Below are 23,376 nucleotides of genomic sequence, written 5' to 3'. Positions count from 1 at the left end.
GCGCCATCGAGCGACTGGAGTGGTGTGGTGTGATATTCCTACTCCAGACGCTCGGGCTGCTAATCTACTTGCGCAAAATCGAACGCGATTCGGGACACCCGAAGAGCCTGAATTCTGACGAAAATTACCGGTTTTGAATTCAAGGTCTGGCATGACCGATTGCAACGATTATGCGGGCACAAGCCAAGCGAGCCTGTAGCGTAAGAATGAGTGCGACCAACAAGCAGCGAATGGAACGGGTCCAACCGCTGCGATTTCGCTCGCAGAGCCTAGCTGGTGCTGTCCAACTAGCCTTCGAAACCGTCAGGGACTTTGCCCGAGTAGAACTTAGTGATATCGATCCCCTGCCGATTTTCTTCTTCCAGCAGCTTGATCCGAGATTCCAGCCGTTCGATACGCCGTTGCATCTGAGGGATCGAATCTTTATCTCCCGCGTTGAGCACCGGACGCGGCACTGGCGGATACCCTAAGTGACGTTGCATGGCCGCAAACAAATACAGAATATCCTTGCGACGATTCGCAAAAGCAATCTTGCCTTCTTTTTCACCGAAGAGCACCGCGAAATCCATGGGTGCATCAGGTCCTAAACGTCGTTTACGATAAGCGACAAAATCTTCGCTGCGTCCATAGATTAAATCCGCCAAATCAACCAAGCCTAACTGTCGACGAACGATCAAAATCCACTCTTTCCATTGCGGAGTATAGATGGGGTCATCTGCCATGGCCTTCAGACCTGCGTCATAAGGCAACCGATTGCGGCTTAAGCTTTCGAACTGGTAGAAGAATGCACCTTGCGGGCTAAGGTTAGCTGCGCGATACTCCGCCTCTTTATGCAAGATACGCAGCGCCATCACAAAGTCGAATCGACCGCGATCCTTCTCTGATTCAGCCACCACGAACGATTGAAAGCTGGTGAAGTAATGCTGAATGCGTTGCATACCCAACGCCATTTGGCCAGTGTGCTTCAACTCACCTAATAAGAAATCGATAGCCCTTGGAAGGTTGGTTGTCGCGAGCAATTCATGCTTCACTTGCAATAAGAGATCTTGCAGCGAGATGTCTTTCCCGAGCCGCTCGATCAAGATCCCAAACAGATAAGCTTGTTCGACCAGTTCTTCGCGAGGCTGGACATTCAGAGCCGGTTCAGAATACTTCATTATCCAGTGCCGCTAAAGGAGAGCGTTCGGCTTTGGGCTGCGGAATCACTGGTGTGACGCTGACCTTGGTACGTTTCAATTCCTCGATTTGATTAGCCATCTTCACCAGCAAGTCAGCAATCTCTTGCCCGGCCGCTTCGCCGATATGGACCGTCAGCGCTTTGCGTGCGCTGTAGGATAGATCAAGCTTCGATAGATTGGGGTCCGTACTCATTATTCAACAGTTACGCTTTTTGCCAGATTTCGTGGTTTGTCGACGTCGCATCCCCGCAGGATCGCGATGTGATACGCCAACAATTGTAGTGGAATACTACTGACAATAGGTTGAAGAAAATCCTCGCAACTGGGGATTTCAATCACATCATCGGCCAATTTCGCCAATTGTTCGTCGATGGTATCTACCACCGCAATCACAGGTCCCCCGCGTGCTTTCACCTCCTGCAGGTTGCTCATCACTTTATCGTACACTTGGCTCTGCGATACCAGAAACACGCAAGGCGTATTTTCATCGACCAAAGCGATAGGGCCATGCTTCATCTCTGCAGAAGGATAACCTTCAGCGTGAATGTAACTGATTTCTTTCAGCTTAAGCGACCCTTCCAACGCGGTCGGGAAATTGTAGTTACGGCCAAGATATAGAAATGTCGATGCATCTTTATACTTCTCCGCGATCTTTCGAACCTGAGCATCACAGGTCAAAGCAGCCTCGACAAGATTCGGCAAGTTTTCAAGCTGTTCGATGATCCGCAGGCCAGCTTCGAAACTGATGTGCCGCAAACGACCGAAGTACAATGCGAGCATCGACAGCACGGTTAATTGACTGGTAAAGGCCTTGGTCGATGCTACGCCAATCTCCGGCCCGGCATGCAGATAGATACCGCCGTCTGCTTCCTGCGCGATACTACTGCCGATCACGTTACAAATCGCTAGCGTATGATGGCCTTTGCGTTTCATCTCCCTCAATGCGGCCAGCGTGTCAGCGGTCTCGCCACTTTGCGTGATACCAAAGATCAGCGTATCGCGGTCAATGGGTGGATTGCGATAACGCAACTCGCTGGCATATTCGACTTCTACAGGCAACCTCGCGAAGGTCTCAATCAAATACTCTCCAACGAGCGCCGAATGCCAACTGGTACCACAAGCGGTCAGAATGATGCGATCAACACTGCGCAATTGAATAGGCGTCAAGTTCAATCCGCCGAATTTCGCCGTCGCACTTTCACGATCCAATCGGCCTCGCATCGCATTGCGAATCGCATTTGGCTGCTCATAGATCTCTTTCAACATGTAATGCGGAAAGCCATCGGTGGTTACATTCTGATCGGTGCTCTCCAAGACACGGACATCGGGACGCACGCGACCTTGATCGCGGTGCACAACTTGAATGGAATCCGATGTCAATACAGCCAACTGATGATCGGCCAAATAGATAATTCGATCGGTGTGCCCAACCAGGGGTGAAGTATCACTGGCAATAAACTGCTCTCCACGCCCTACGCCCAACACCAAAGGTGACCCACAGCGAGCGGCCACCAATAAATCCGGTTTGTCGCGGAACAGAACCACCAATCCATAGGTCCCGCGCAGCATCGGTAACACACTGCGAACCGCTTCGACATATTTTGCATTGGAGCCTTCGGAAGCAGCTAGCTTTTCCGCGTTGCTGCGATCCTCCTGTTCACTGTCCGCATCCAAGCTTCGCAGCGCATCGGCAATCAAATGAGCGATGACTTCGGTGTCCGTGGCTGACTGAAAGACGTAACCTTTCGCAATCAACATCTGCTTTAGCGTATCATAATTTTCAATCACTCCGTTGTGCACAATCGCCACCGCACCTCGGCCTCCCAGATGCGGGTGAGCATTCTCTGTGGTTGCGGGACCGTGCGTAGCCCAACGTGTATGGCCGATCCCGATATGACCGGCCTGCTTCTTATTGACGACGACTTCCGCTAGCTTATCAATACGGCCAACCGAACGGCACACTTGCAGCCCGGAGTTGGGGTTCCATGTTGCCACGCCCGCACTGTCGTAGCCGCGATACTCAAGTCGCCGAAGCCCATCGACGAGAAAGGAAACCGAATCTTTGTTGCCAACGTAGCCGACGATGCCGCACATGCTTTGGAAACTTCCTTGGGAGCTAGGTACCGGATTACGAAAGGAGCACAGCCATTACGAGAAATTACACTCTGGTTATCATCGACCAAATGGCCCCAAAAAGGTTGCTCGAATCAGCGGCTGCTGGAAAACGTCGATCGCGCAGGCCAACATCTTCACAGGTAGTCGCTATAATCTTTACTATGATTCAACCCTGCAGTCAAAGGCAAACTTTACGCAGACCGCAAAACCGACTCGCACTACTCGAATTATTCACTCAACAGAGGAAATTATGGACCGTCGAATCTTCTTACGAAACAGCTTGGCGACGACCGGAGCCGCGGCAATGGTCGCAGCCCAGTACAAAGAGACCATTGCAGCTCTAGCCGACCAGCCTGCCAAACGTGTTGGCTTGATCGGAACAGGCTGGTATGGGAAGGCCGACTTACTGCGTTTGATCCAAGTCGCTCCGGTGGAAGTCGTCTCTCTGTGTGATGTCGATTCGCAAATGCTTTCCGGCGCTGCAGATCTCGTCGCCGAGCGTCAAGCCTCGAAGAAACGCCCGCGTCTCTACTCGGACTACAAGCAACTGCTGGCCGAGAAAGACCTCGATATCGTTTTGATCGGGACGCCGGACCACTGGCACGCCTTACCGATGATCGAAGCGGTCAAGAGCGGCGTCGATGTGTACGTTCAAAAGCCAATCTCGGTCGACATTGTGGAAGGCCAAGCCATGCTGGCAGCCGCTCGAAAATACGACCGCGTCGTACAAGTTGGCACCCAACGTCGCAGCACGCCGCATCTGATCGAAGCCAAAAAGAACATCGTCGATGAAGGCAAATTGGGCAAGGTCGCGATGGCCGAAATCTACTGCTACTACCACATGCGGGCCAAAGGTAATCCACCCAACTCCACGCCGCCAGACTATCTAGATTTCGATGCCTGGACCGGCCCTGCGCCCATGCGACCCTTTAACAAAACGATGCACCCAAGATCATGGCGAGCGTTCATGGAGTACGGTAATGGTATCGTCGGTGACATGTGCATCCATATGCTGGATACCGTGCGCTGGATGCTCGACCTCGGTTGGCCGTCTACGGTCAGCAGCACCGGCGGTATCTATGTTGACAAAGAATCCATTGCCAACATTTCAGACACTCAATCGGCGACCTTTGCTTTTCCTGAACTGGACGTCATCTGGCAACATCGCTCTTGGGGAGACGCTCCTGATCCCAAATACCCTTGGGGTGCAACTCTGTATGGAGAAAAGGGAACATTGAAGCTCAGCGTTAACAGCTATGACTTTATCCCACGCAATGGCGGCACGCCCATTCACAAAGACGTCACTTTCGAACTGGAGCAATACCCAGAAGACCAGACCGAAAAAGATCTTGAAAAGCATGTGGCACCGGCCATCCGCGGACACATGCTAGACTTCTTGCAAGCCATCCAGAATCGCTCCAGACCAGTGGCAGATATCGAGCAAGGACACATTTCCACGGCTTCGTGCATCCTGGCCAACATGTCGATGGAATTGGGACGGTCGCTGACTTGGGACCAAGCCGCAGGTAAAATTAAAGACGACGAAGCGGCAAACGAATTACTGCGACGTAAGTATCGCGAGCCCTACGTGCATCCAGAAGTGGATGCGGTATAGGCTTGGGATGTTCAGGGCCCAAACAGCGGCGCGCTCATTTGCGCATTGAATTGTTCCCATGAATTCGCAAGAGCCTGTAGGATCGCAGGTTCTTTTTGCGACAAGTCTTGGCTCTCCTGCATGTCGGTCCCAAGCTCATACAACTCCCACTCACGATTCCTTTCTCCATCCAAGCGGTTACAAACGATCTTCCAGTCTCCCGATCGAAACGCCGCTCGCGTTCCTTGACGCCAAAATAACTCCCGATGTTTTGACGTTTGATCGCCCGTGGACAACTGACGCAAATCCTGACCTTCCAGACCATCGGGAATACTCCCACCTACAGCTTGTGCAATCGTCGCAAAAATATCCAAGGAACTGACAACCTTCGCACTTACCTCGCCTGCTGGTAATTTCGAAGGCCAGCTTGCAACAAATGGGACACGCAGCCCACCTTCATACATACTTCCCTTCTCTCCCTTCAATGGATAGTTGCTAGAGGTCAACTCGCGAGTAGGTCCGCCATTGTCGCTGAGAAAGAACACCAAGGTATTCTCCCGCAAACCTCGTTGCTCCAAAGCGGACAAGATTCTGCCGACGGCTATGTCCATATCGATCAGCATGGAAGCGAAGATTCTTCGTTGCAAATCTGGAATATCTTCGGCTTCATCAAAGGTTGATTTCTTGGCCTGCAAAGGACTGTGAACAGCATTAAATGCCACCGTCAAAAAGAAGGAGCCCGCTTGATAACGCTCAATGAACTCCTCGGCCTCCTTCGCAAAGGAATCCGTGAGATAATCGGCATCATTGATAGGTTGACTATTTCGCAAGATCGGGTTATTCGCATCATAGGCCGGTTCGTCGCGGCCTGTGTGCGTAGAGTAGGCTACAGACTCATTTGCCCAAAATAGCCCCGTGTTGGATCCGGGTAGCTTGGATCTGCGCAGCATTGAAACAAGCTCCGGCCAAGGTGACCGTTGATAGAAGTGGCCTTCATGCAAGAAACCGTAGAACTCATCAAAGCCGTGCCTTAGGGGATGAAAGTCCGCGGCCCCTCCCAAATGCCATTTTCCAATCAGACCTGACGTATAACCGTACCCCTTGAGGAATTCGGCAATCGTCACCTGCTGTGGCGGCAAACCTGTGTGAGGGTCATCGTTGCGAGCACCAATGGGATTGAATTCATACCCAAATCGCGTTGGCGTAATCCCGGTGAATACTCCAGCGCGAGAGGGGCTGCAGTTTGGTGCCGTTACATAAGCCTGGGTGTAACGAGTCCCGCTGATTGCCAAACGATCGAGATGGGGAGTAGCAATCCGGGACTGATCTTGCCGCCACATTTCGCCATACCCAAGATCATCGGCGATCAGCAAGACAATATTCAGCGGCGCGCTTGAAGGGATGTGTGAACCGGGCTGGGCCTGGGCGAAACCTGCAGAAGCTACAACCGCGAAACCAAGACAAGCTGCCAGGACCTTCATCTTTGTATCGCCTTCTGAGCATAAAGAATCGTACTTTTCAGCAATTGCAATCCATAGGATCTGACTACGACTCGGCCTTCTTTCGCAGCTTCTCCCGAGCTCGAGTCAGAAATGGGCCGATGCTATTTTCGGCCATCCCGATCTGGGAACTAATCTCGCGGTAGGTCCTGCCTTCCAAATGAAACATCCGCACTGCGGTCGCCTCTTCGCTGGTCAGCAGAGCTAGGGCGGCTTCCAACTCTTGGCGATTATCCAACTGCGTCGGATCTGACACAGCGGCCGCAAATACTGCAGGATCTTTGGTCGTGGTAGAAATGGTTTGACCCTTCAATAGGCGATTCTTTCGCAGTGAACGAACGACAATTCGACGCGCCACTACGGCCAGATAGGTCGCCAAGGAACTGTTTCCGCGAAATCGTCGCAGAACAGCGAAATTATTCTCGACCAAGACCAAGAAAACCTCCGCAATCAAATCGTCGCGGGAGGCATGGTCCAAGGCCAGCGAACGATTCAACGCCGTTTGGTCGACGACGTGCGCCACCAGTCCGGAAAAGCGATCAACCATCGCTTCCCAGGCTTCAGGCGACCTCTGAAGGCAACGCTCCAGAAGTTCTCGGTCGACATTTAGAAGTACCACGATTTGCTAGCCAAGTAGAGTTAAAGTGCAACATACCAATCTTAGGTAGCCGAAAACACTATCGCAAGCAGTTCCCAGCAACTTGACACGCAATTCTAGGCTACCTACGATACCAGCATGTGGATAGTTGCTAAGCATTGCGGCGTTTTCGCCGGTTTTTGGCGTTTTCCGAGCTTCGCGGTAGATTCCGCGTCGAATTTTTTTAGCCAGGCTTCGTTTCGCGACGAAACCAGAGTTGGTTCCGCGAAGTTGTCAGGTTTTGGAGTCTAGAAAGGTTTACTACATGGCTCACATAGTTACTCAGCCCTGTGTTGGTTGCCGTTACACCGATTGTGTTGTGGTTTGCCCAGTAGAATGCTTCTACGAAGGCGAGAACATGCTTTATATTCATCCTGAAGAGTGCATCGACTGCGAAGCTTGCGTGCCCGAGTGCCCCGTCGAAGCGATCTTTCACGAAGACAACGTGCCTGATGAATGGAAAAGCTACATTGAATTGAATGCCGAGAAGGCTCCGCAATCGCCCGTCATCACCGAAAAGAAAAAACCGTTGGCAGATTCCTAATTTAGATTAAAGAATTCGTCTAACCCTATCCAAAAGGTCCGGTGCATTGCCCGGACCTTTTTTTATGAGCTGTTACCGCACCTCATCTTTTGACCTCGCTACGGTTCCAACGAGAGGCCATGCCGCGCTTGATAAATGCTCACTTTACTTGAGCACTGGTGCACAGCTTCAACACCAATAAAAAACGCTTGGCAGTCGTTGAAAACTTGCCAAGCGTCTCTTGTGTGTGACACCGCTTTATGCAAAACGCGATTATTGAAGCGGGCTCTTCTTGGGCTGCAGTTGCTCTGCCCGAGTGACCATGTATCGAAGAGTCACACCATCAATGGACTCCGATAAAAAGTGCGTGCTGCCATCGACCAGCGTCAGATTGACACCACCAGCGTGGAATGCAAATGGCTCGTCGTTAGGCCCGCAGTTATTTCGGAACCAGGGGCAATTGGTTTCGTTGAAGACCGTTGTGCTGCCCGTGTTCGGACCACCCAACGGGTTCTTGTTCTGATTGATATAACCATTAGGCTTCGCACCGCCAGTGTATGGAGGGCCGGATACTCCCGAACCAGCAGCGTCTGAATCTGCCCAACGATGCACGGTATAGTAAGTCACATCCGAAGCCGAACCACCGTCTCCCGTCGCACAACCAAAGCCAAAGCCGGCGATACAAGTTGGGCTCCGACGCTTCGAAGCAGTATTCCAACCTTGAGTGACGTGGGTCTTGCCAGCGTCCTCGATAAACGCAATTGTATTCGAGGTACCGTCAATGATGGATGCAACACCAGAGGCATACAAGCTCAATGCACCGTCCATCGACGACCGCTTGTCTCTCGTCCCTGCAGGTCCATAAGTAGGACGAACGGTCGGACCTGGGCTGATATCGGTATAGCACGTTGCGAAGTAATCCAAGCGTCCATAACCTTGTGGATCGTCAATATTATTGACGGGGTTGGATGGGCAATTGTAGATTGGAATCTGAGTGCGAGCCGCTCCAACATTACCAAACTCTTCGTTGAATGTATTGGTCGCGGGATTCAGACTAGCCCGGCGATCCATATACTCGTAAGCAAAGTTATATTGGTTGTAAATTGCGTTCTGCTCGATGTATGGCAGAATCGAGATGAATGGACTGACCGATTGGTCGAGTTGCCCTCGACCATTCACAAACTTACCCGCAGGCGTGAAAATGTCCGTCGCTGCACTGGGTGAATTGAGATAAGCCGCAAATAAAGTAGGCTCAATCCCTTCACCAGCCGCTGGCAGTACGCGGTACGAGCTTTCGTAGCCCAGAATCCCAATTCCCATCTGGCGCATGTTGCTGGAACATTGCATGCGTCGTGCAGATTCACGAGCGTTTTGCACCGCAGGCAACAACAATCCTGCAAGAATTCCGATGATAATGATCACCACTAACAATTCGACCAACGTGAAACCACGCTGACCCTGAAACTTGTACCGCGACATACTTGTCACATCTCCCAATTAGAACCTACCACTTGCAATCGACTCATTGACACCAAAATGGCGGAATCGATCGTAAACCGAAATCTGTTTCCGACGTACCGTCATAGGTTCGCAACTTGCGCTGCATTGCAATGGAACTTGCAAGTCCGCGACATCCCAACGGCTTATTTGGGCAGTAGAGTAATGGGCATTGCAAACAACAGAAACGGCTCTTGGCGTCGGCGATTATGAAGAAATCATTAACACTAAACGTTTCTTAACAATTCGCGATTATAGCGATCGTGGCGCAGGCATATAATGCTTGCTTGAAGGCCTTACTTCTCGCCCAGTGTTGATTGCGACAACAGACCGAAAGGTTTGCCACAGTTCTCGCAACTGCAATTCTTAAACATCTCTTAACATTTGTCACCAAGGGCTTCGGCAAGGATTCGCAGCCAGCGCTGCACTGGCTGATGGCCGACGGCCTACAGCACCACATGGTCGAGACTGGTCATGTTCCAGACAGGCTCGCTAAGCTTAGATAGTTTGAGTCGTCCAATGTTCGCATCGCGATTATCTTGGACCGGCATAGCCACCCGGACCGGACAGCATCGAAGATCGACAATGTCATCCTTCTCGCCATCTAGAATGATCGCTGGCTTGGTTGGTTCGCCCGGACAAGCACGCACGACTTTAGCCCTCATATCATTATCCAACAAGACATGCGAACTAACAGGATACATCGAAGCTGAATGCAACAATGTCTGCACTGCTCTATAGCAGAAGCGGCCTTCGCGGGCATGAAAGATCAAACATGCCATCGCATCCGACGGTATGATGCCCAACTGACTGCCAAGCGGCTCTGTCATCGAAACGTACGCATCCACGACACTCAATAGCCTGGCCAAAGGATGGATACGTCCTGACGATATCCCGAGCGGAAAACCTTCGCCGTCGAGTTGCTCGTGAACTTGCGTGATCAGAAGTCGCGCCAGGGGCGGGACGCGTTTCAGCCCAATAGTCATCTCACTACTGCGAATTGGATGCTGCAAGTAATTTCTCGCCGCGCTCAACCGACCCCCGGCCGATGCGATATCCATCAAGGGCTCAGGCTGCATCAACGCTACATCGCTGAGCAAGCCGGCGAACCCCAGCGAGCGTAAATCCAGAGGCGACAGTTGCATCGCCACTCCCAGGGATACGACTAACCCGGCGGTCCTTACTGCTCGCTGGACGATTTGCTTCCGCAGATCTAGGTGCTTCTTACCGCCCTCAAAAATCGTAGAAAGCACTGGGGCGATGTCCCTTTCTGCTTCGGCAGAAAAGACGTCCAACAAGACTTCGATCGATGCTACATCGACAATTCCGCCGGCCATGAGATTGACAAGATTCTGTTCGAAGGCCTGCTCACATTCCTCAAATGAACGATTTAGCAGAGCCACCGTACTTGGATTGTACGGTCGCGTCTGTCGCTCTACGGTCGGATCACTTGTATCGATATCGGAATCGATCAGCAACCATGCGAGCCCACGGTCGAGCATATGGTTGATGATTGCTTGAGAGACTTTTTTACCGGCCGGGACCAGCAATTTCCCCAGATCATCATACAAATCGTACGTCAGAGGAACGTCCGGACTGAGCGAAGCGACCTTCACCTTCCATCGACGCTTCTTGGCGTTTTTCTTCATGGCTGAGTCTTTCACTGGGGTCTGAGCCGGCATAGACTTCCAAAACGCTACAAACTAACGACAATAGAAACGAAAAGAACGTATCTTGCGTTATCGGATTATCCGAAACGTATTCTGAAAAATGAATGTGCGCTATTCCGATCTGGCTTTTAAACAAACCTTTTTTCAAGATCCTTTTCGCCAAGCATTCCAACCACTACACACCACTCGACCAGAACGGTCTAATAATGGTTATGTCACAAAACACCAGACCAAACCGACGACTCTTTCTGCGAAGTTCCTTGGGTTGCGTAGGAACCGCCGCTTGGCTGAACAGCGTCGGCCCACCCGCCGCTTGTGGATATGCGCAGCAATCGATCGACCGAGATCCTGCGTGGAACAATACGACACGACGCGGACTGGAGTACCTTGCCCGCACCCAGTCCACTCGCGGTCAGTGGAATACACCGCCCTACCCTACCGCGCTTTCGGCATTGGCTGGTTTAGCCATGCTCTGCTCGGGGTCAACTTCCACACAAGGCCCCTACGCAAAGAACATTTCGCGGACGACGGACTTCCTGCTCAGCAAATGCCGCCCTAATGGATTGATCGGCGATCCCACCTCCGACGTGCGTTACACCTACGGGCATGGTTTCGCAATGTTGTTTTTATCGCAAGTGCTAGGTGAAGAAGGTTATGCCGATCGTCGCGAAGAATTGGTGGTTGCCTTAAACAAAGCGATCCAGTTTTGCGGCAACGCGCAGACATCTTCTGGCGGTTGGGGTTATGTGAGCGCTGCGGACGGAAGCGACTACGACGAGGGCAGCACCACCATCACTCAGGTGCAAGGCTTGCGGGGATGTCGCAACGCGGGGCTAGCAGTACCAGCGGAGATCATTCGCTCGGCCAAGGAGTATATGTATCGCTGCCAAAACGACGACGGCGGCATTAGCTACTCCAGTAACCAAATGGGAACATCGCGGCCGGCCATTACCGCCGCTTCGCTGGCAGCGCTTTACAATGCGGGTGATTACGACAGCGAGCACGTGCCCGAGATGCAAAGCTACTGCAAGAAAACTCTCTACGATATTAGTTCCAACGCAGAAGCCTTCGGACACTGGCACTATACCTATATGTATTACAGCCAAGTTGTCTATCGCGAAGGCGACGAGCAGTGGCTGCCGTTCCGTCGCAAACTGTACGACCGCATCGCACAGGAGCAACGCACTGATGGCTCATGGGATGGGCAGATCAACGCGGTCTACATCACGGCCTGCAATTTGATTATGCTGCAACTAGACCTCGGCTATCTTCCAATCTTTCAACGCTAAGCAATACGATCATTCAAATCGAACATGATGCGCCCATGCTGGGGGCATGTTGGCCCAGATCCAGTCGCGGCGGAACTCATGCTGCTGTAGCCATGGAGTCAGGATTGCCGAAACATCTTGCATCCGTCCTGGCCTGATACTGCGTAAACCGCGGAAGAACATATACTCGAAGAAACTAAGTGTTCCGCCAGCCTTGAGCAGCTTTTCAAACGTTGACAAAATCGACTCAATGACTACCGGGTCGAAATTATTTAACGGAAGTCCCGAGATGATTAAGTCATAAGGCTCACGATCGACTAACGTTTCTACGCGATCTTGAATCACTTCTACTTGCCCCTGATGCCGCTGAAAGTTCGCTTGTGATTGAAACTTGTCTTTCAACACCTCCACGAACTGCGCATTCAACTCAACTAACTCCAAGCGATCATCCGGCCTTAATCGCTGGAGAATCTCAGTGGTTACTGCTCCCGTACCTGGGCCAACTTCCAAAATTCGCAACGGCCGGTTCTCTTGCCCCACAAACCTCGCCAAAGCTCTGCCAAGAAAACGACTGCTAGGAGCGACGGCACCAGTCGACTCAAAGTTCTCGCGAAACTGCCGGAAGAAGATCTTGAAATCGGATGCCATGGAAACCCTTCAACAGTAGAAGCAGAACTCGAGAATCGCTAGTTGTGCCAAGCATAGAATAATCTGCGATTGGATGGCATAGGGACAAAAGGATTCTGCTCAATAAAGCCGTCGCTCACTCCCAACGAGACCAAATCTCCGGACCCTTTATTCGATTCGACTAAAATTTCACCACTATCTGCTCGTTGGGCTAATTGAAATAAAACTAGCGGGCTTCCGGGAAACGCCCCCCCCACGGTAACCTGGACTGGCGTACCATCTAAACAACGACGATCAAATCCTGCCGCATATTGCAATAGCGGCCAAGCAATACGTCGCGCGGTAACAGCCACGCTTACTGGGTTGCCAGGCAAGCCACAGACCAACTGTTGATTGGGACCAACACCGCCAAAGACCGGTTTGCCCGGCTTTTGCGGCAACCGGTGAAAGATTGTTTCGACGCCTAAATCTTTTAGCACTGCGGGAACAAAATCATAGTCACCCGCAGAAACGCCACCGGTCATCAACACGACGTCACTGTCATTGAGCGATTGATGGATCGCATCCCGCAAAAGTCGGCGGTCATCAAAAACCGATTGCCGTCGAATCAATTTCACATAATTCAATCGCTGAAGGTACGACTCTAGAAACGGACCATTGCTATCGCGGATTTGCCAAGGCTGGACCATTTGCCCTGGTGGGATCAATTCATTGCCGGTATTCAGAATGCTGACCCGCACGTGCTTGCGCACCGAGACTTGAGCAGCAGCAAAGCTTGCCAGCGACGCCATTGCGTGAGGCGTGACCAAAGTTCCCTTCTTTAATACCGTTGCACCACAACGGACATTTTCGGCTTGTTTTCGAACGTTCCGTCCGATTCGCAATCCGCTGGGCTCGATCTGAAAAGAAACGCCTTCTGCGTCTTCCTGAGCCAACTCTTTCTCAATTACTGTATCTGCCCCCGAAGGCACTGGTGCACCGGTAAAAATCTTGACTGCTTGCCCTCTTGGAATTGGCTCCGCTGGCTGACCAGCAGCCGATTGTCCCCCCACAGGCAGTCGGCGGCTTGGCCGAAAATCGTTCATGGCAAAGGCGAAACCGTCCATGGCCGAAACATCACACGCTGGACTATCACGATCCGCCAATAAGTCTTCGCTGGTCACACGTCCTGCGGCCGCTAGTACCGCGACGCTTTCCGATCCGACAACGCGAATCTGCTGCGCCAAACGATCGATGGCAGATGCTATGGGACAAACAAGATGGACGTTTTCCACGATCGATTCAGCCTCTACGTCCTAAGTTTGAGATACGCCTTCGCAAAGAGATGGCCCATGTGCGGTGCATATAGTGGATACAAGTAAGGTTCGATCGCTTCCAATTCAATCAATCGCAAACGCCCATCATCGCCACGCACCATATCTACTCTTGCGTACAACAGCGGTTCAGGCACAAAGTTTAACACCTGTTGTGCTGCCCAAACATCGCAAGCATCTGGATTGTGTGGAACATCGTAACCACCATAAGTCGACTGTATGCGGTAATCCTTCTTCGCTGGCTTTTTGATAACTGCGTGCGAAAAATCGTTTCCAAAAAACAGAAACGACATCTCGCCTTCGGTGGTAATACTGGATTGAAATGGTTGCACCATTGCAGGCCCAATCGGCAACTGATCGGCATCGGGCCAGTGGTCATTGCAATGAAGTTTCGATTGTCGCCACGCGCCTGCTCCGACTTGAGGCTTGATCACAATCGTGTCGCAATGGAATTGCCCAAACGCAGTCCGACATGCATCCACTTCAACGCTTTCGTACCACAACGTTGGTATTGTTTCACAGCCCGCCGCCTGCAAATCTTGTAGGTAACTCTTGCGGGTATTCCACCTGATCGTGGCAAGCGAATTGAGCAACAAGGTCTGGGTGGAGATCACCGCCAACGTATCGAGAAATTCATCTAACCGACGCGTATAATCCCAAGTGGTACCAACAACGGCGGCTTCGTATCGGGACCAATCCACCGTTGGATCGTCCCATGAAACGGACTCCAGCGTGCGCCCAATGTAGTGCATGCCCAAGCCTAAATGACCAACCGTCAAATCATGTTCGTACGCATCATCACGACGGTGAATGGCGCCCGGAATCGTGACCGGGCTGGCTAGATAAGCGACATGTGGACGTTTCATTCAGGCAAACCGGCCCAGAGCAAAGCAGTTAGGACAGCAGACCAACTCGAATAAGGTTGATCAAATCTTCACTGCTCATCTTACCTGCCCGATCCGCTCCATCAAGCACGCCAGAGATTAACTCGCGTTTCTCTTCATGCAGTGCCAAAATCTGCTCTTCAATCGTATCCTTTGCCACTAACCGATAAACCGTTACGCTCCGCTCTTGCCCAATGCGGTGGGCACGGTCCGTCGCCTGGTCTTCCACCGCAGGGTTCCACCATGGATCCATGTGAATCACATAGTCGGCCGCAGTCAAATTTAAACCGGTACCACCCGCCTTCAGCGAGATCAAGAACAACTCGCCTTCACCTGCTTGAAAAGCATCAATCGCCTGCTGACGTTTGCCCGCTGGCGTGGCACCATCCAAATACTGATAAGTGATGTTGGCTTTGTCCAACGCCTGCCTTACGAGCGTGAGATGCTGCACGAATTGACTGAACACCAAAGCGCGATGCTCTCCCTCTCGCAACTCGCTGACGATCTCCATCAACATATCCAATTTGGCCGATGTGCCTGTCCAGCGCGTATCGACCAACCGTGGATGACAGGCGAGCTGACGCAACTTGGTAAGCCAAGCCAGGACACGCATTCGCTTCTGCTGATCATTGTCGCCTTGCACCGTCGATGTCAAATCGCTGAGTGCCGCCATCCGCGCCGCATCGTACTTCTTGCGTTCGTTTTCGCTGAGCTCCGCGTACTGCACGATCTCGGTTCTTGGTGGCAACTCTTGCAACACTTCGCGTTTGGTACGACGTAAAATGAATGGTCGAACCAACCGTCCCAAACCTTCCAACCGTTCGCGGTCACGATCGCGTTCGATCGGCTCTGCAAACTGCTTTCGGAAGCGTTCCCACGAGCCCAACAAACCGGGACAAATCACCCGCATCAATGACCACAACTCACCCAGATGATTTTCCAGCGGCGTACCGGACAAAGCCACCTGCCAGTCGGTTTCAATGCGTCGCACCGCCTGTGACGTTTTTGTCTGGTAGTTCTTAATGAATTGCGCTTCATCCAAAACCAACGTATGCCACTTCCGCGATGCGAAGTATTCCACGTCTCTTTGCAACAATTGATAACTGACGATCACCAGATCGTCCGGCCCAGCACTTTCAATCAACTGCTGGCGATCATGTTCACGGTACAGATGAGGCTTCAGTCGAGGTGCAAAACGCTCAGCTTCTCGCACCCAGTTACCCCCTACACTCGTCGGCGCAACAATCAATGCAGGCCCAGCCTTGCCACGATCCAACAACACACCAAGGGCTTGGACGGTTTTCCCTAAACCCATATCGTCCGCTAGCACCCCACCCATTTGCCAGTGCGACAATCGGCTCAGCCACTGGAAGCCTGCCGTTTGATAATCACGCAAGGTCGCGTTGAGATCGGACGGAAGTTCTGGATTCAAGGATTGAGCTTCCGCCATGCGACGCAGAGCTTCGTCCCACTGCAAGTCGGTCACCAAATCGATATCGTCACCTAAAGCCTCAGAGACAATAGGCACCGCCGCCCGACCAATCTTGATCGGCCCCATATCGTTTTGCGAAACGTCCGCGATCGCTCGCAGGCGTTGTCGGAACTGATCCGAAATGGCCGCAAATTGATTGTTACCCAGCGGAATAAATTTGCGCCCTTGACGCAAAGCTGCCAACAACTCCGCCAGCGGGACTTGGATGCCTTCGACTTCCGCGATACCTTCCAGCCCGAACCAATCGCGCTGCGAACTCAGCTTGACCTGCAACTTCTTGGGCACAAGTTCACCGACCAAACGCATTTGCTGTGACTTGGGCCAACAAACTTGCAATGCCGCTTCGCCCAACTCCTGGATGCGAGCTAAGAGCTCTAATGCAGCATCATCGCTGTCAGCAATCCAAGTATACGGGCCCTCGTAAAACATCGCCTGCAAACCCAACATCTCAATCCATTCATCAGCCAATCGCGATTCTTCGGACAGATTTCGCAGGAGCTGGAAACGACCAGCCGCAGTGGCCACCCGCAATCGCTCAGGCTCAATACCTGGCACCGGCGCTTCATCGACAGCCTCACAAGCGGTCCTCAACATCACTACCAGCCCAGCCGGTTGTCGCGGAACCAAATGCAATTCGATCTTGGGCTCGAGCAAACGTTCAGGACCCGCTAACGATTGAGGCAACTCCATCTTCAAACCACGTTGCTTCGATTGCGCAGCAACAAGGTCTGAAAATCGTTCCGCCGTCTCATGATCAAAGCGCGCGAACCGCGAGCGGGTCATCGCCATCGACGACATCAACGAATAAATACCGGGGTCAATTTCACTGGCTATCAGCGTTCGCCGCGAACGGTCTGGCAACACAACTAAATGTCTTCCACGCCCTAATTCATATAGCGTGATGCGATCACTTGCATAATCGAGGTCGACATCTGCAATACGGAAACGAGGTCGATACATTTCGCCGTCTTCTTCCATGCTCAACGTCAGATCTTCGATCACCACATTGGCCGGTTCACATTCGCCGATCGATTCCGTTGCAACGCCCGGATGGCCAGGCAGCAGCCATAGGACTTCACGCAACAATCGAGCATAATCTTCGCCATAGCTTCGCTGCAATGTCTCGACCAACATTGCGATCACCCGGTCATTCGGATGCTTGAAAGCCGTCGCGGGTGCGGAGTCAAGAATGGATTTTAATTCACGCCCCTTGGTCCAGCCGCCTCGTTTGCGCTCGCTTTGCAAAAAGCAACTCACACTGGGCAAGGATTTGGTGCTGTAACGAGCCTTGGTGTCGGGAAAAAAGCCCGACAAACGCCACTGCAAACGCAGTTCAGTGTCTTCTTCCACATCGGTCTGCAAAACGTCCGACCAATGGCTTTGCAGCGATTCATACAAGGAGCGGCCTAAATCACTGCCATCGCTGCTACGCTGATTGAACCACTCAGCCGCCTCAACATGCGATCGCAGCGTCAACTTCTTGCGCAAGTCCTCCAGCGCCGCGACAACGTGCAAACACGGCGCTTTGTTGTCACAGTCGCACTGAGTATGAATGCCTGCAGCGGTACTGGCCACCATTGCTCCTGCAGTCGCAGTCCCAAGCGAAAAGAGCGTCTTCTTTGGAAGCGCCAGAATTACTTCGCCAACGTCAGCTCGCCCGTTGGTAATCGCCAGATCCTGGCTGCAATACTCGAAGTGCAAGTTGATGCTGTCTGCCGTTTCCAGCAGCAAAGGATCGTTTTGAATACGACAATGGCGCGCTAGCAACAACTGCTGAGGGCGAACGTTCTTGAGAGATTTGGAAATCAATTCGATGACAAACGCTATTTTATGCTCATCGACGATACGTCGTGCTTCCAAAACTAAACTCCGCGACATTCCCGAGGTGCTCCGTGCGAAAACCAATTCCCTTTTTGATTTCGGCCGCAACGACGACTCCAGGGTCGCGCTCCGCAATGCCGAAGACCACCAGTTTGAACAGGGAGGGCCAATCTTGGCAATAGTAAACAAGCTTTTCCCGCGATCCAATTTCCTTTGCGAGACAATATGACGCTTAAACCTTCCGGTTTTCCAACTGCACGAGGTTAGCTGGCCCTAGATAAAGTCAGAACCTCGCCCTTTCCATGGCACGCAAGGTCGCCAACCTGACGCTTAGCCCATCGTGTCACCGGAACGGCTGAAATACGGCCTTCGACTTGCTCACGCACGTACTTCCAGAGGATCGGTAAAAAACTTAGCTCAAACTCATACGCTTCCGACAAGTACGAGCCCCACTGATTACCAGCAGGCTGTCCCAAGATGATCGAACCGCGTTTCATACAGTCCGCCCAATGTTCGCCGATGGTGCCCATGACCACGATCGTTCCAGCAATCATCTGCGATGCTCCGCCCCCCCCGGTATTACCTGCGATGTAAATGGTGCCTCGACGAAGCCGCTGGCCGACGTGATCCCCCACACTGCCAGCAACAAAGATATCGCCCCCCTGCATTCCTCTACCTGATTGAGCAGAAATCGCACCCAAATAATCACCAGCATGGCCTAAGATCATCAGTCGACCGCCCCGCATACCTGCTCCAGCACCGTCCCCTACGTCGCCTTCTACTGTGAGCTTTCCGCCCCGCATGCATTGACCAATCTGATCACCGCCACGTCCAACCAATGTCAGTTGACGAGCTCGCAAACCGTAGCCAAGTGCCGTCAGCAGCAGACGATCGGTTTTAATGGTTACCTGTTCCGCGTTCGGATCACCGATCACTTCGAACAATTCGCCCAGTTCCACTTGTTGCGAGCCGCTGCGCAACAGCGTCCGCTGAAGAGCCGCTGCGTCATATTCCGCGGCCAGCGTGCTAGATAATGCGCGGATGTCCCAGACTTCCGCACCAACACCACTGCGTTCCAGCAGCATGATTTGTGATGTCACAATCCAACTTCTTGAAAGAGACCCTCAACTCAGATGCTATTGGCCGCCACCACGATATCCACCGTAGCCGCCAGTGACTGGCGCGGCGTTCTGAGATCCACCATTGTAGCCGCCATAACCGCCCACTGGGGTAATAGGCGTTGATTGCTGAACGCCACCGTCGTAACCAGCGTTGTCGCGAGTAAGTGGCGCCGCATTGTTGCTATCACTATACTCTTGACCTCCATAAGGCGCATTCAGCTTGGCTTGCGAAATTGGATCGATGGTATCGGCAATGCTGTTTTCGCGCGAATAATCTTCGCCATAAGTTTGATTTTCGTACATCGCTGCTGTAGCAGCTCCCGAGCTTCCCTCATCGCTATAACCAGCGCCATAATAGCTAGAGTAGCCACTGCCATTTTGTGAGGCATCGGCACCTTGAGCTAGTATTTCATCCACGGCGCTACGCGTATTCTTCGCTTCGCTTGCAATCAGAACGTCCGTCTCCATGGGCGGGGAAGCTGGATCAACATGGCTCTCGACGACAGCTTTTTCCATTTCTGCTACCAATCCGGAAGCAACCTTGTAAACAATCGCACCCGCTACCCCCATAAACAGCAACGAACAAGCAACCGCTATTGAAACGACAATCGCGGTTTTGTTTGAAGATCCACTACGCCCAGCGTAACTGACCGGGGTAACATACGTCGAACTGTTAGCGGCGGAACTAACATCGGTCCACGCTGCATCCAGCCCCCTACGACCGACAGGCGCAACATGTGGAGCAACCGGCTGTTTGGCTTGCACACTTCCTGACTGCGACACTTGAGCCAACGGCTTGACCTGAAGAACCGCACCCGGCGGAACCGGAATCACAAACTGCGCTTTGCACGCGGGACACCGCCCCTTCTTTCCAGCATTGGCAGAACTAACATCCAGTTGTTTACCGCAGGTACAGGCAATGCGAAAGTTCATGGTAGACTCTTTAAAGTGGATGCTGAAGCACTCAGTAATAGCTTATCGACATTGCTAAAGCCTAGCCGAATGGGAGCCGGCCCCTTCAGAAGCCTGTCGATTTCCTCAATATTTCTGCCTAGCCGCCGAGGGACCGCCCACTTTCGGATTGGCACTTACAATCTTTGTACACTCGAGTTTAGCCAATCAAACGGCTTTTGCACAAGTTTTTCCTCTTTCGCCCGAAACTATTTCCGTGAAGACGGTTGTCTCAGGCAAACCCACAACGCCCGCCCAACTGAAACCTAGGCAACTAAGCGAAGATATAGCGATTCAACCAAGTAGACGGGCCCAAAATTGTCGATGCATTACCATTTTCGTCCGCTTGGTTCAGCCTCTGGTCCGCTTTAGTCGAATACAACGAGGTGAGTGTGTCTCTACCGGCGCGACGCTAGCTGTCTAGCACGCCCCGTTGCGATGCGCTCCGCCCTCGCTCTCGTCTACGATTCGTACTTGACTCAAGATACAAACCACGGCTTGGATTTTTCGAGCCCGCCAAAGGTAACGCAGGATGCAACGCGGGAAAAATCGTGCAAAAGGATGGATCTGGGTAGCTTTCATCGCCCTGATCTTATCCGGTTTTGCTTGGACGCTAAGGACTCTGCCAAGCTACTCGGCCTCCACGGCAGACTCTTGGTCTGGACGCACTTACACTATCTCCAAAGCGGGAGCCGACCGACAGTTCGGTGAGGAGCGTACCAATCCCGTCCCAGAGATTTATGCTGCGGAGATTACGCCCCCAGAGTCGACTTGGCTTGAATACCGCTCTCGGACAGCAACCGCATCGCTCACGCCGACGGTTGCCCCCATTGCTCGCGTTGCGCTTGCAAGCCCCTCCTCGAGCGTTTCCGAAGAAGAATGGCTAGCGGGCCTTCGCAGCCGCACCGCCAATACCCCGTGGTTCCAGAACCAAAACTCAAGCTTTCGATCTACCTCGGCCACCAGCGACGTCGCATCTTCGAACTCTGCATCGGAGCTTTTGAAGACCGGCCCCACATTCCGAACTCATTTGGAATCGGTCTGGCCGACTTCGCAAAAACTGCTGAAACAGCTCCAACAACTCAACGACCTTGCCATTCACCAGCAACAATCGGCTGCGCGATTCGTGCATCACAGCCCTCAGAACTCTGACGTCACTTTGGCTTCCGCCAACAGTGCGCTCAACTTCCAATCGGTATCGCAGTTGTCCAAACAAGCTGACGAGCGTTTGCGACTGCTGACCAATCTGGGTGACTGCCGGCCTGAAACCCTCGACGCAATTTCGACTTTGAACTCCATCGCAGACCAGATGCTGGCCCTATCAGCCCAAGGTACCGAACTGCAGTTCTGCGAAGCTACAGCTCGCACTGCGTACAGCATCAAGCGGCGTGCGCAACTCTGGCAAGGCGTCTATGGTTGCTTGCAAGCCAACAGTATTTCAGAACAAACAACTGCACCGAATTTTTCGCGAAGCGAGCTTGCGACACGTCTTCAGAGCCTCAGCAGTGAACTGGCCGGAACAGGGGACGTCGAAGGCTGGAATGAGTATTTGCTGGTTCGGCATTTCGAGCAAATCGCGGCTTCCGATAACTTTGATAACTTCGACATCTTGGTTGTGCGTCAATTTTTGGACCGCATCAACTGGCGCGGCGTGACTACGCAACAACGTGCAGTGCTGGACAGCAAGGGCGTACGCTCTCTGGCCGAATATGTCCAACCGCTGGCAATCAAGCCGATTGATTATCGAAAGCTGCTTTCGGATTTCGAAACGCTCGAAAATGACCCACTGCATCGCTGCTCAGCGACCATCGTATCGACGCTTCAATCCCTACGCTACTCGGACAACGCAAGCCAACTGGCACTAGGTGATGCGATAAGCACCTACTATCGGAACGCGAATATCCGTTTTGCCGTCTCAGCGGATTTGATCAACCGCTTCATTCCAGAGTCACCCAGCACCGCGCGCCCGGTCAATCAGAATATCTTGGGCGCAAAGACTACGGGTGGCAGCGTTGTGCAGTCGCGGCTAAGCGTTGGATTGGTCCCGAATGCTCACGCCTGGCAAGTACAATTAAATCTAAATGCCGACATCGCGAGCAAGACAGTCAGCCAGAAATGGCCAGCCGTAGTACACAGTGCGACTCAAATGAATGTTGCGTCCAGTCGTGATATCACGATCACAGCGGAACAGTTACAAGTTAGCAACGCCTCGCCTGCCAGCGTGACTTCGACCGATAAGGTACGCGGTGTCGAAACAGATTTCGACAGCTTGCCCATCGTTAGCGACTTGGTCCACTTTTTCGTCGACCAACAACTGCGTGAACAACGCCCGATCGCTCGTCGCATCTCGCAGAACATTGTGAAGCATGAAACGAACCAAGAATTCGATAGCCAACTCAATAAACAACTGCAGACAGCCCAATCCCAACTGCAACAAAAGATTGTTCAGCCCCTGCAGTTTATCGGCATCGATTCAGATGTGGTCGATTTACAAACCACCGACAAACGACTTATCGCTCGCTACCGACTCGCTTCGTTTGACTCCTTGGCCGCCTGCACCCCACGTCCCCAAGCGCCTAGCGATTCGATGCTTAGTTTGCAGATCCATCAGTCCGCGATCAACAATACGTTCAGCCAATTGAAACTCGGATCCAAAGAATGGAAAGTCCCGGAACTGATGGGCTACCTTGCTCAACGGTTAAATCTGGGTTTAATTGAGAACCGCCCAGACCTACCTGAAAATGTGGTCCTCCAGTTCGAAGCACAGAATCCGATCTGCGTCGAGTTTGCTGACGACCAAATCTTGCTGGCCTTGCGGATTTCCAAACTGAGAGAGCCAGGCCGCATCGACTTGAGCAATTTTATAATTCGCGTAACGTACGGCTTGGAAGCCAATGGGTTGGCTGCTGACTTGGTGCGAACCGGTGCCATCAGTGTTGACGGAGACCGTTTGGGCATGCGAGACCGCCTGCCACTGCGAGCGATCTTTGGACGCATCTTCGCCGCTCACGCAAGACTGCCATTGATCAAGACGCAAGTCGCAGATGACCAACGCTTGCAAGGCCTAGCTGTTTCGCAGATCGTCTCGCGCGAAGGCTGGCTAGCTTTAGCAATCAGTCCTGAACAAAGCCCGCATGTGGCCACTATCCAACCAAACGCACCAACGCAGCGATAACTTGAACGGCA

The 23,376-nt window shown here is 52.5% G+C and carries 17 protein-coding genes; 4 read left to right on the top strand and 13 right to left on the bottom strand.

Features of this window, described 5'->3' with window-relative positions; all coding sequences use genetic code 11:
- Positions 1-287: 287 nt before the first annotated feature.
- The 3 genes from SH302x_RS00260 to glmS are packed head-to-tail and all read right to left on the bottom strand — an operon-like array spanning position 288 to position 3,272.
- Positions 288-1,157, bottom strand: a complete 870-nt coding sequence (locus SH302x_RS00260; protein WP_479366482.1) for a hypothetical protein — start codon at positions 1,155-1,157, stop codon at positions 288-290.
- The gene (locus SH302x_RS00255) at positions 1,144-1,371 is read right to left on the bottom strand and encodes a hypothetical protein (RefSeq protein WP_479366481.1); all 228 of its coding nucleotides are present in this window, start codon (positions 1,369-1,371) and stop codon (positions 1,144-1,146) included. Before SH302x_RS00255 ends, SH302x_RS00260 begins: the two co-directional genes overlap by 14 nt.
- Positions 1,371-3,272 (bottom strand): glutamine--fructose-6-phosphate transaminase (isomerizing), encoded by a 1,902-nt coding sequence (gene glmS, locus SH302x_RS00250; protein ID WP_479366479.1) that lies wholly within the window; start codon positions 3,270-3,272, stop codon positions 1,371-1,373. Before glmS ends, SH302x_RS00255 begins: the two co-directional genes overlap by 1 nt.
- Between glmS and SH302x_RS00245 the strand changes: the two genes are divergently transcribed.
- Positions 3,271-4,908, top strand: coding sequence for a Gfo/Idh/MocA family protein (locus SH302x_RS00245; RefSeq protein ID WP_479366477.1), 1,638 nt, complete (start codon positions 3,271-3,273; stop codon positions 4,906-4,908). The two genes, glmS and SH302x_RS00245, sit on opposite strands and share 2 nt — an antisense overlap.
- Positions 4,909-4,919: 11 nt before the next feature.
- Here SH302x_RS00245 and SH302x_RS00240 read toward each other — a convergent pair whose 3' ends face one another.
- Positions 4,920-6,368 carry a sulfatase-like hydrolase/transferase gene (locus tag SH302x_RS00240; protein WP_479366476.1) on the bottom strand — a complete coding sequence of 483 codons (1,449 nt, stop codon included), beginning with the start codon at positions 6,366-6,368 and terminating at the stop codon, positions 4,920-4,922.
- A 64-nt stretch (positions 6,369-6,432) separates the two neighbouring features.
- On the bottom strand, positions 6,433-7,005 hold the full coding sequence (locus SH302x_RS00235) for an RNA polymerase sigma factor (RefSeq protein ID WP_479366475.1): 573 nt from the start codon (positions 7,003-7,005) through the stop codon (positions 6,433-6,435).
- A gap of 283 nt (positions 7,006-7,288) precedes the next feature.
- Between SH302x_RS00235 and SH302x_RS00230 the strand changes: the two genes are divergently transcribed.
- Complete coding sequence (locus SH302x_RS00230; RefSeq protein WP_479366474.1) at positions 7,289-7,567, top strand: ferredoxin family protein; 279 nt, start codon at positions 7,289-7,291, stop codon at positions 7,565-7,567.
- A gap of 252 nt (positions 7,568-7,819) precedes the next feature.
- Here SH302x_RS00230 and SH302x_RS00225 read toward each other — a convergent pair whose 3' ends face one another.
- Complete coding sequence (locus tag SH302x_RS00225) at positions 7,820-9,025, bottom strand: DUF1559 domain-containing protein (RefSeq protein ID WP_479366472.1); 1,206 nt, start codon at positions 9,023-9,025, stop codon at positions 7,820-7,822.
- A gap of 464 nt (positions 9,026-9,489) precedes the next feature.
- Positions 9,490-10,692: an HD-GYP domain-containing protein gene (locus SH302x_RS00220; RefSeq protein WP_479366471.1), complete on the bottom strand. Its 1,203-nt coding sequence runs from the start codon at positions 10,690-10,692 to the stop codon at positions 9,490-9,492.
- A 233-nt stretch (positions 10,693-10,925) separates the two neighbouring features.
- On the opposite strand from SH302x_RS00220, the gene SH302x_RS00215 reads away from it, so the two are divergent.
- The gene (locus SH302x_RS00215) at positions 10,926-12,002 is read left to right on the top strand and encodes a prenyltransferase/squalene oxidase repeat-containing protein (RefSeq protein WP_479366469.1); all 1,077 of its coding nucleotides are present in this window, start codon (positions 10,926-10,928) and stop codon (positions 12,000-12,002) included.
- Positions 12,003-12,011: 9 nt separating this feature from the next.
- On the opposite strand, the gene SH302x_RS00210 is transcribed toward SH302x_RS00215, so the two are convergent.
- The 6 genes from SH302x_RS00210 to SH302x_RS00185 all read right to left on the bottom strand — a co-directional run bounded on the left by SH302x_RS00210 (position 12,012) and on the right by SH302x_RS00185 (position 20,172).
- Positions 12,012-12,629 (bottom strand): class I SAM-dependent methyltransferase, encoded by a 618-nt coding sequence (locus tag SH302x_RS00210; protein ID WP_479366468.1) that lies wholly within the window; start codon positions 12,627-12,629, stop codon positions 12,012-12,014.
- A gap of 38 nt (positions 12,630-12,667) precedes the next feature.
- Entirely contained in the window at positions 12,668-13,882 is a 1,215-nt protein-coding gene (locus tag SH302x_RS00205) for a molybdopterin molybdotransferase MoeA (RefSeq protein WP_479366466.1), read from the bottom strand.
- Between the two features lie 14 nt (positions 13,883-13,896).
- A complete protein-coding gene (locus SH302x_RS00200; RefSeq protein WP_479366464.1) occupies positions 13,897-14,787 on the bottom strand; it encodes an ATP-grasp domain-containing protein in 891 nt (296 codons plus the stop codon).
- 28 nt (positions 14,788-14,815) lie between these two features.
- A complete protein-coding gene (locus SH302x_RS00195) occupies positions 14,816-18,175 on the bottom strand; it encodes a DEAD/DEAH box helicase (RefSeq protein ID WP_479366462.1) in 3,360 nt (1,119 codons plus the stop codon).
- A 206-nt stretch (positions 18,176-18,381) separates the two neighbouring features.
- A complete protein-coding gene (locus tag SH302x_RS00190) occupies positions 18,382-19,218 on the bottom strand; it encodes a formylmethanofuran dehydrogenase subunit C (RefSeq protein WP_479366460.1) in 837 nt (278 codons plus the stop codon).
- 36 nt (positions 19,219-19,254) lie between these two features.
- Positions 19,255-20,172, bottom strand: coding sequence for a hypothetical protein (locus SH302x_RS00185; protein WP_479366458.1), 918 nt, complete (start codon positions 20,170-20,172; stop codon positions 19,255-19,257).
- A 550-nt stretch (positions 20,173-20,722) separates the two neighbouring features.
- On the opposite strand from SH302x_RS00185, the gene SH302x_RS00180 reads away from it, so the two are divergent.
- Positions 20,723-23,365, top strand: a complete 2,643-nt coding sequence (locus tag SH302x_RS00180; protein WP_479366457.1) for a hypothetical protein — start codon at positions 20,723-20,725, stop codon at positions 23,363-23,365.
- The last annotated feature ends 11 nt before the right edge of the window (positions 23,366-23,376 follow it).

The organism is Njordella calcicola (assembly GCF_056494125.1).
This window is presented reverse-complemented; position numbering and strand designations above follow the sequence as displayed.

Bases quoted from the DNA above. Each gene is read 5' to 3' on its own strand.
- SH302x_RS00260 (WP_479366482.1), bottom strand. From the start codon at position 1,157: ATGAAGTATTCTGAACCGGCTCTGAATGTCCAGCCTCGCGAAGAACTG.
- SH302x_RS00255 (WP_479366481.1), bottom strand. From the start codon at position 1,371: ATGAGTACGGACCCCAATCTATCGAAGCTTGATCTATCCTACAGCGCA.
- SH302x_RS00245 (WP_479366477.1), top strand. From the start codon at position 3,271: ATGCTTTGGAAACTTCCTTGGGAGCTAGGTACCGGATTACGAAAGGAG.
- glmS (WP_479366479.1), bottom strand. From the start codon at position 3,272: ATGTGCGGCATCGTCGGCTACGTTGGCAACAAAGATTCGGTTTCCTTT.
- SH302x_RS00240 (WP_479366476.1), bottom strand. From the start codon at position 6,368: ATGAAGGTCCTGGCAGCTTGTCTTGGTTTCGCGGTTGTAGCTTCTGCA.
- SH302x_RS00230 (WP_479366474.1), top strand. From the start codon at position 7,289: ATGGCTCACATAGTTACTCAGCCCTGTGTTGGTTGCCGTTACACCGAT.
- SH302x_RS00225 (WP_479366472.1), bottom strand. From the start codon at position 9,025: ATGTCGCGGTACAAGTTTCAGGGTCAGCGTGGTTTCACGTTGGTCGAA.
- SH302x_RS00220 (WP_479366471.1), bottom strand. From the start codon at position 10,692: ATGAAGAAAAACGCCAAGAAGCGTCGATGGAAGGTGAAGGTCGCTTCG.
- SH302x_RS00215 (WP_479366469.1), top strand. From the start codon at position 10,926: ATGTCACAAAACACCAGACCAAACCGACGACTCTTTCTGCGAAGTTCC.
- SH302x_RS00210 (WP_479366468.1), bottom strand. From the start codon at position 12,629: ATGGCATCCGATTTCAAGATCTTCTTCCGGCAGTTTCGCGAGAACTTT.
- SH302x_RS00200 (WP_479366464.1), bottom strand. From the start codon at position 14,787: ATGAAACGTCCACATGTCGCTTATCTAGCCAGCCCGGTCACGATTCCG.
- SH302x_RS00195 (WP_479366462.1), bottom strand. From the start codon at position 18,175: ATGTCGCGGAGTTTAGTTTTGGAAGCACGACGTATCGTCGATGAGCAT.
- SH302x_RS00185 (WP_479366458.1), bottom strand. From the start codon at position 20,172: ATGAACTTTCGCATTGCCTGTACCTGCGGTAAACAACTGGATGTTAGT.
- SH302x_RS00180 (WP_479366457.1), top strand. From the start codon at position 20,723: ATGCAACGCGGGAAAAATCGTGCAAAAGGATGGATCTGGGTAGCTTTC.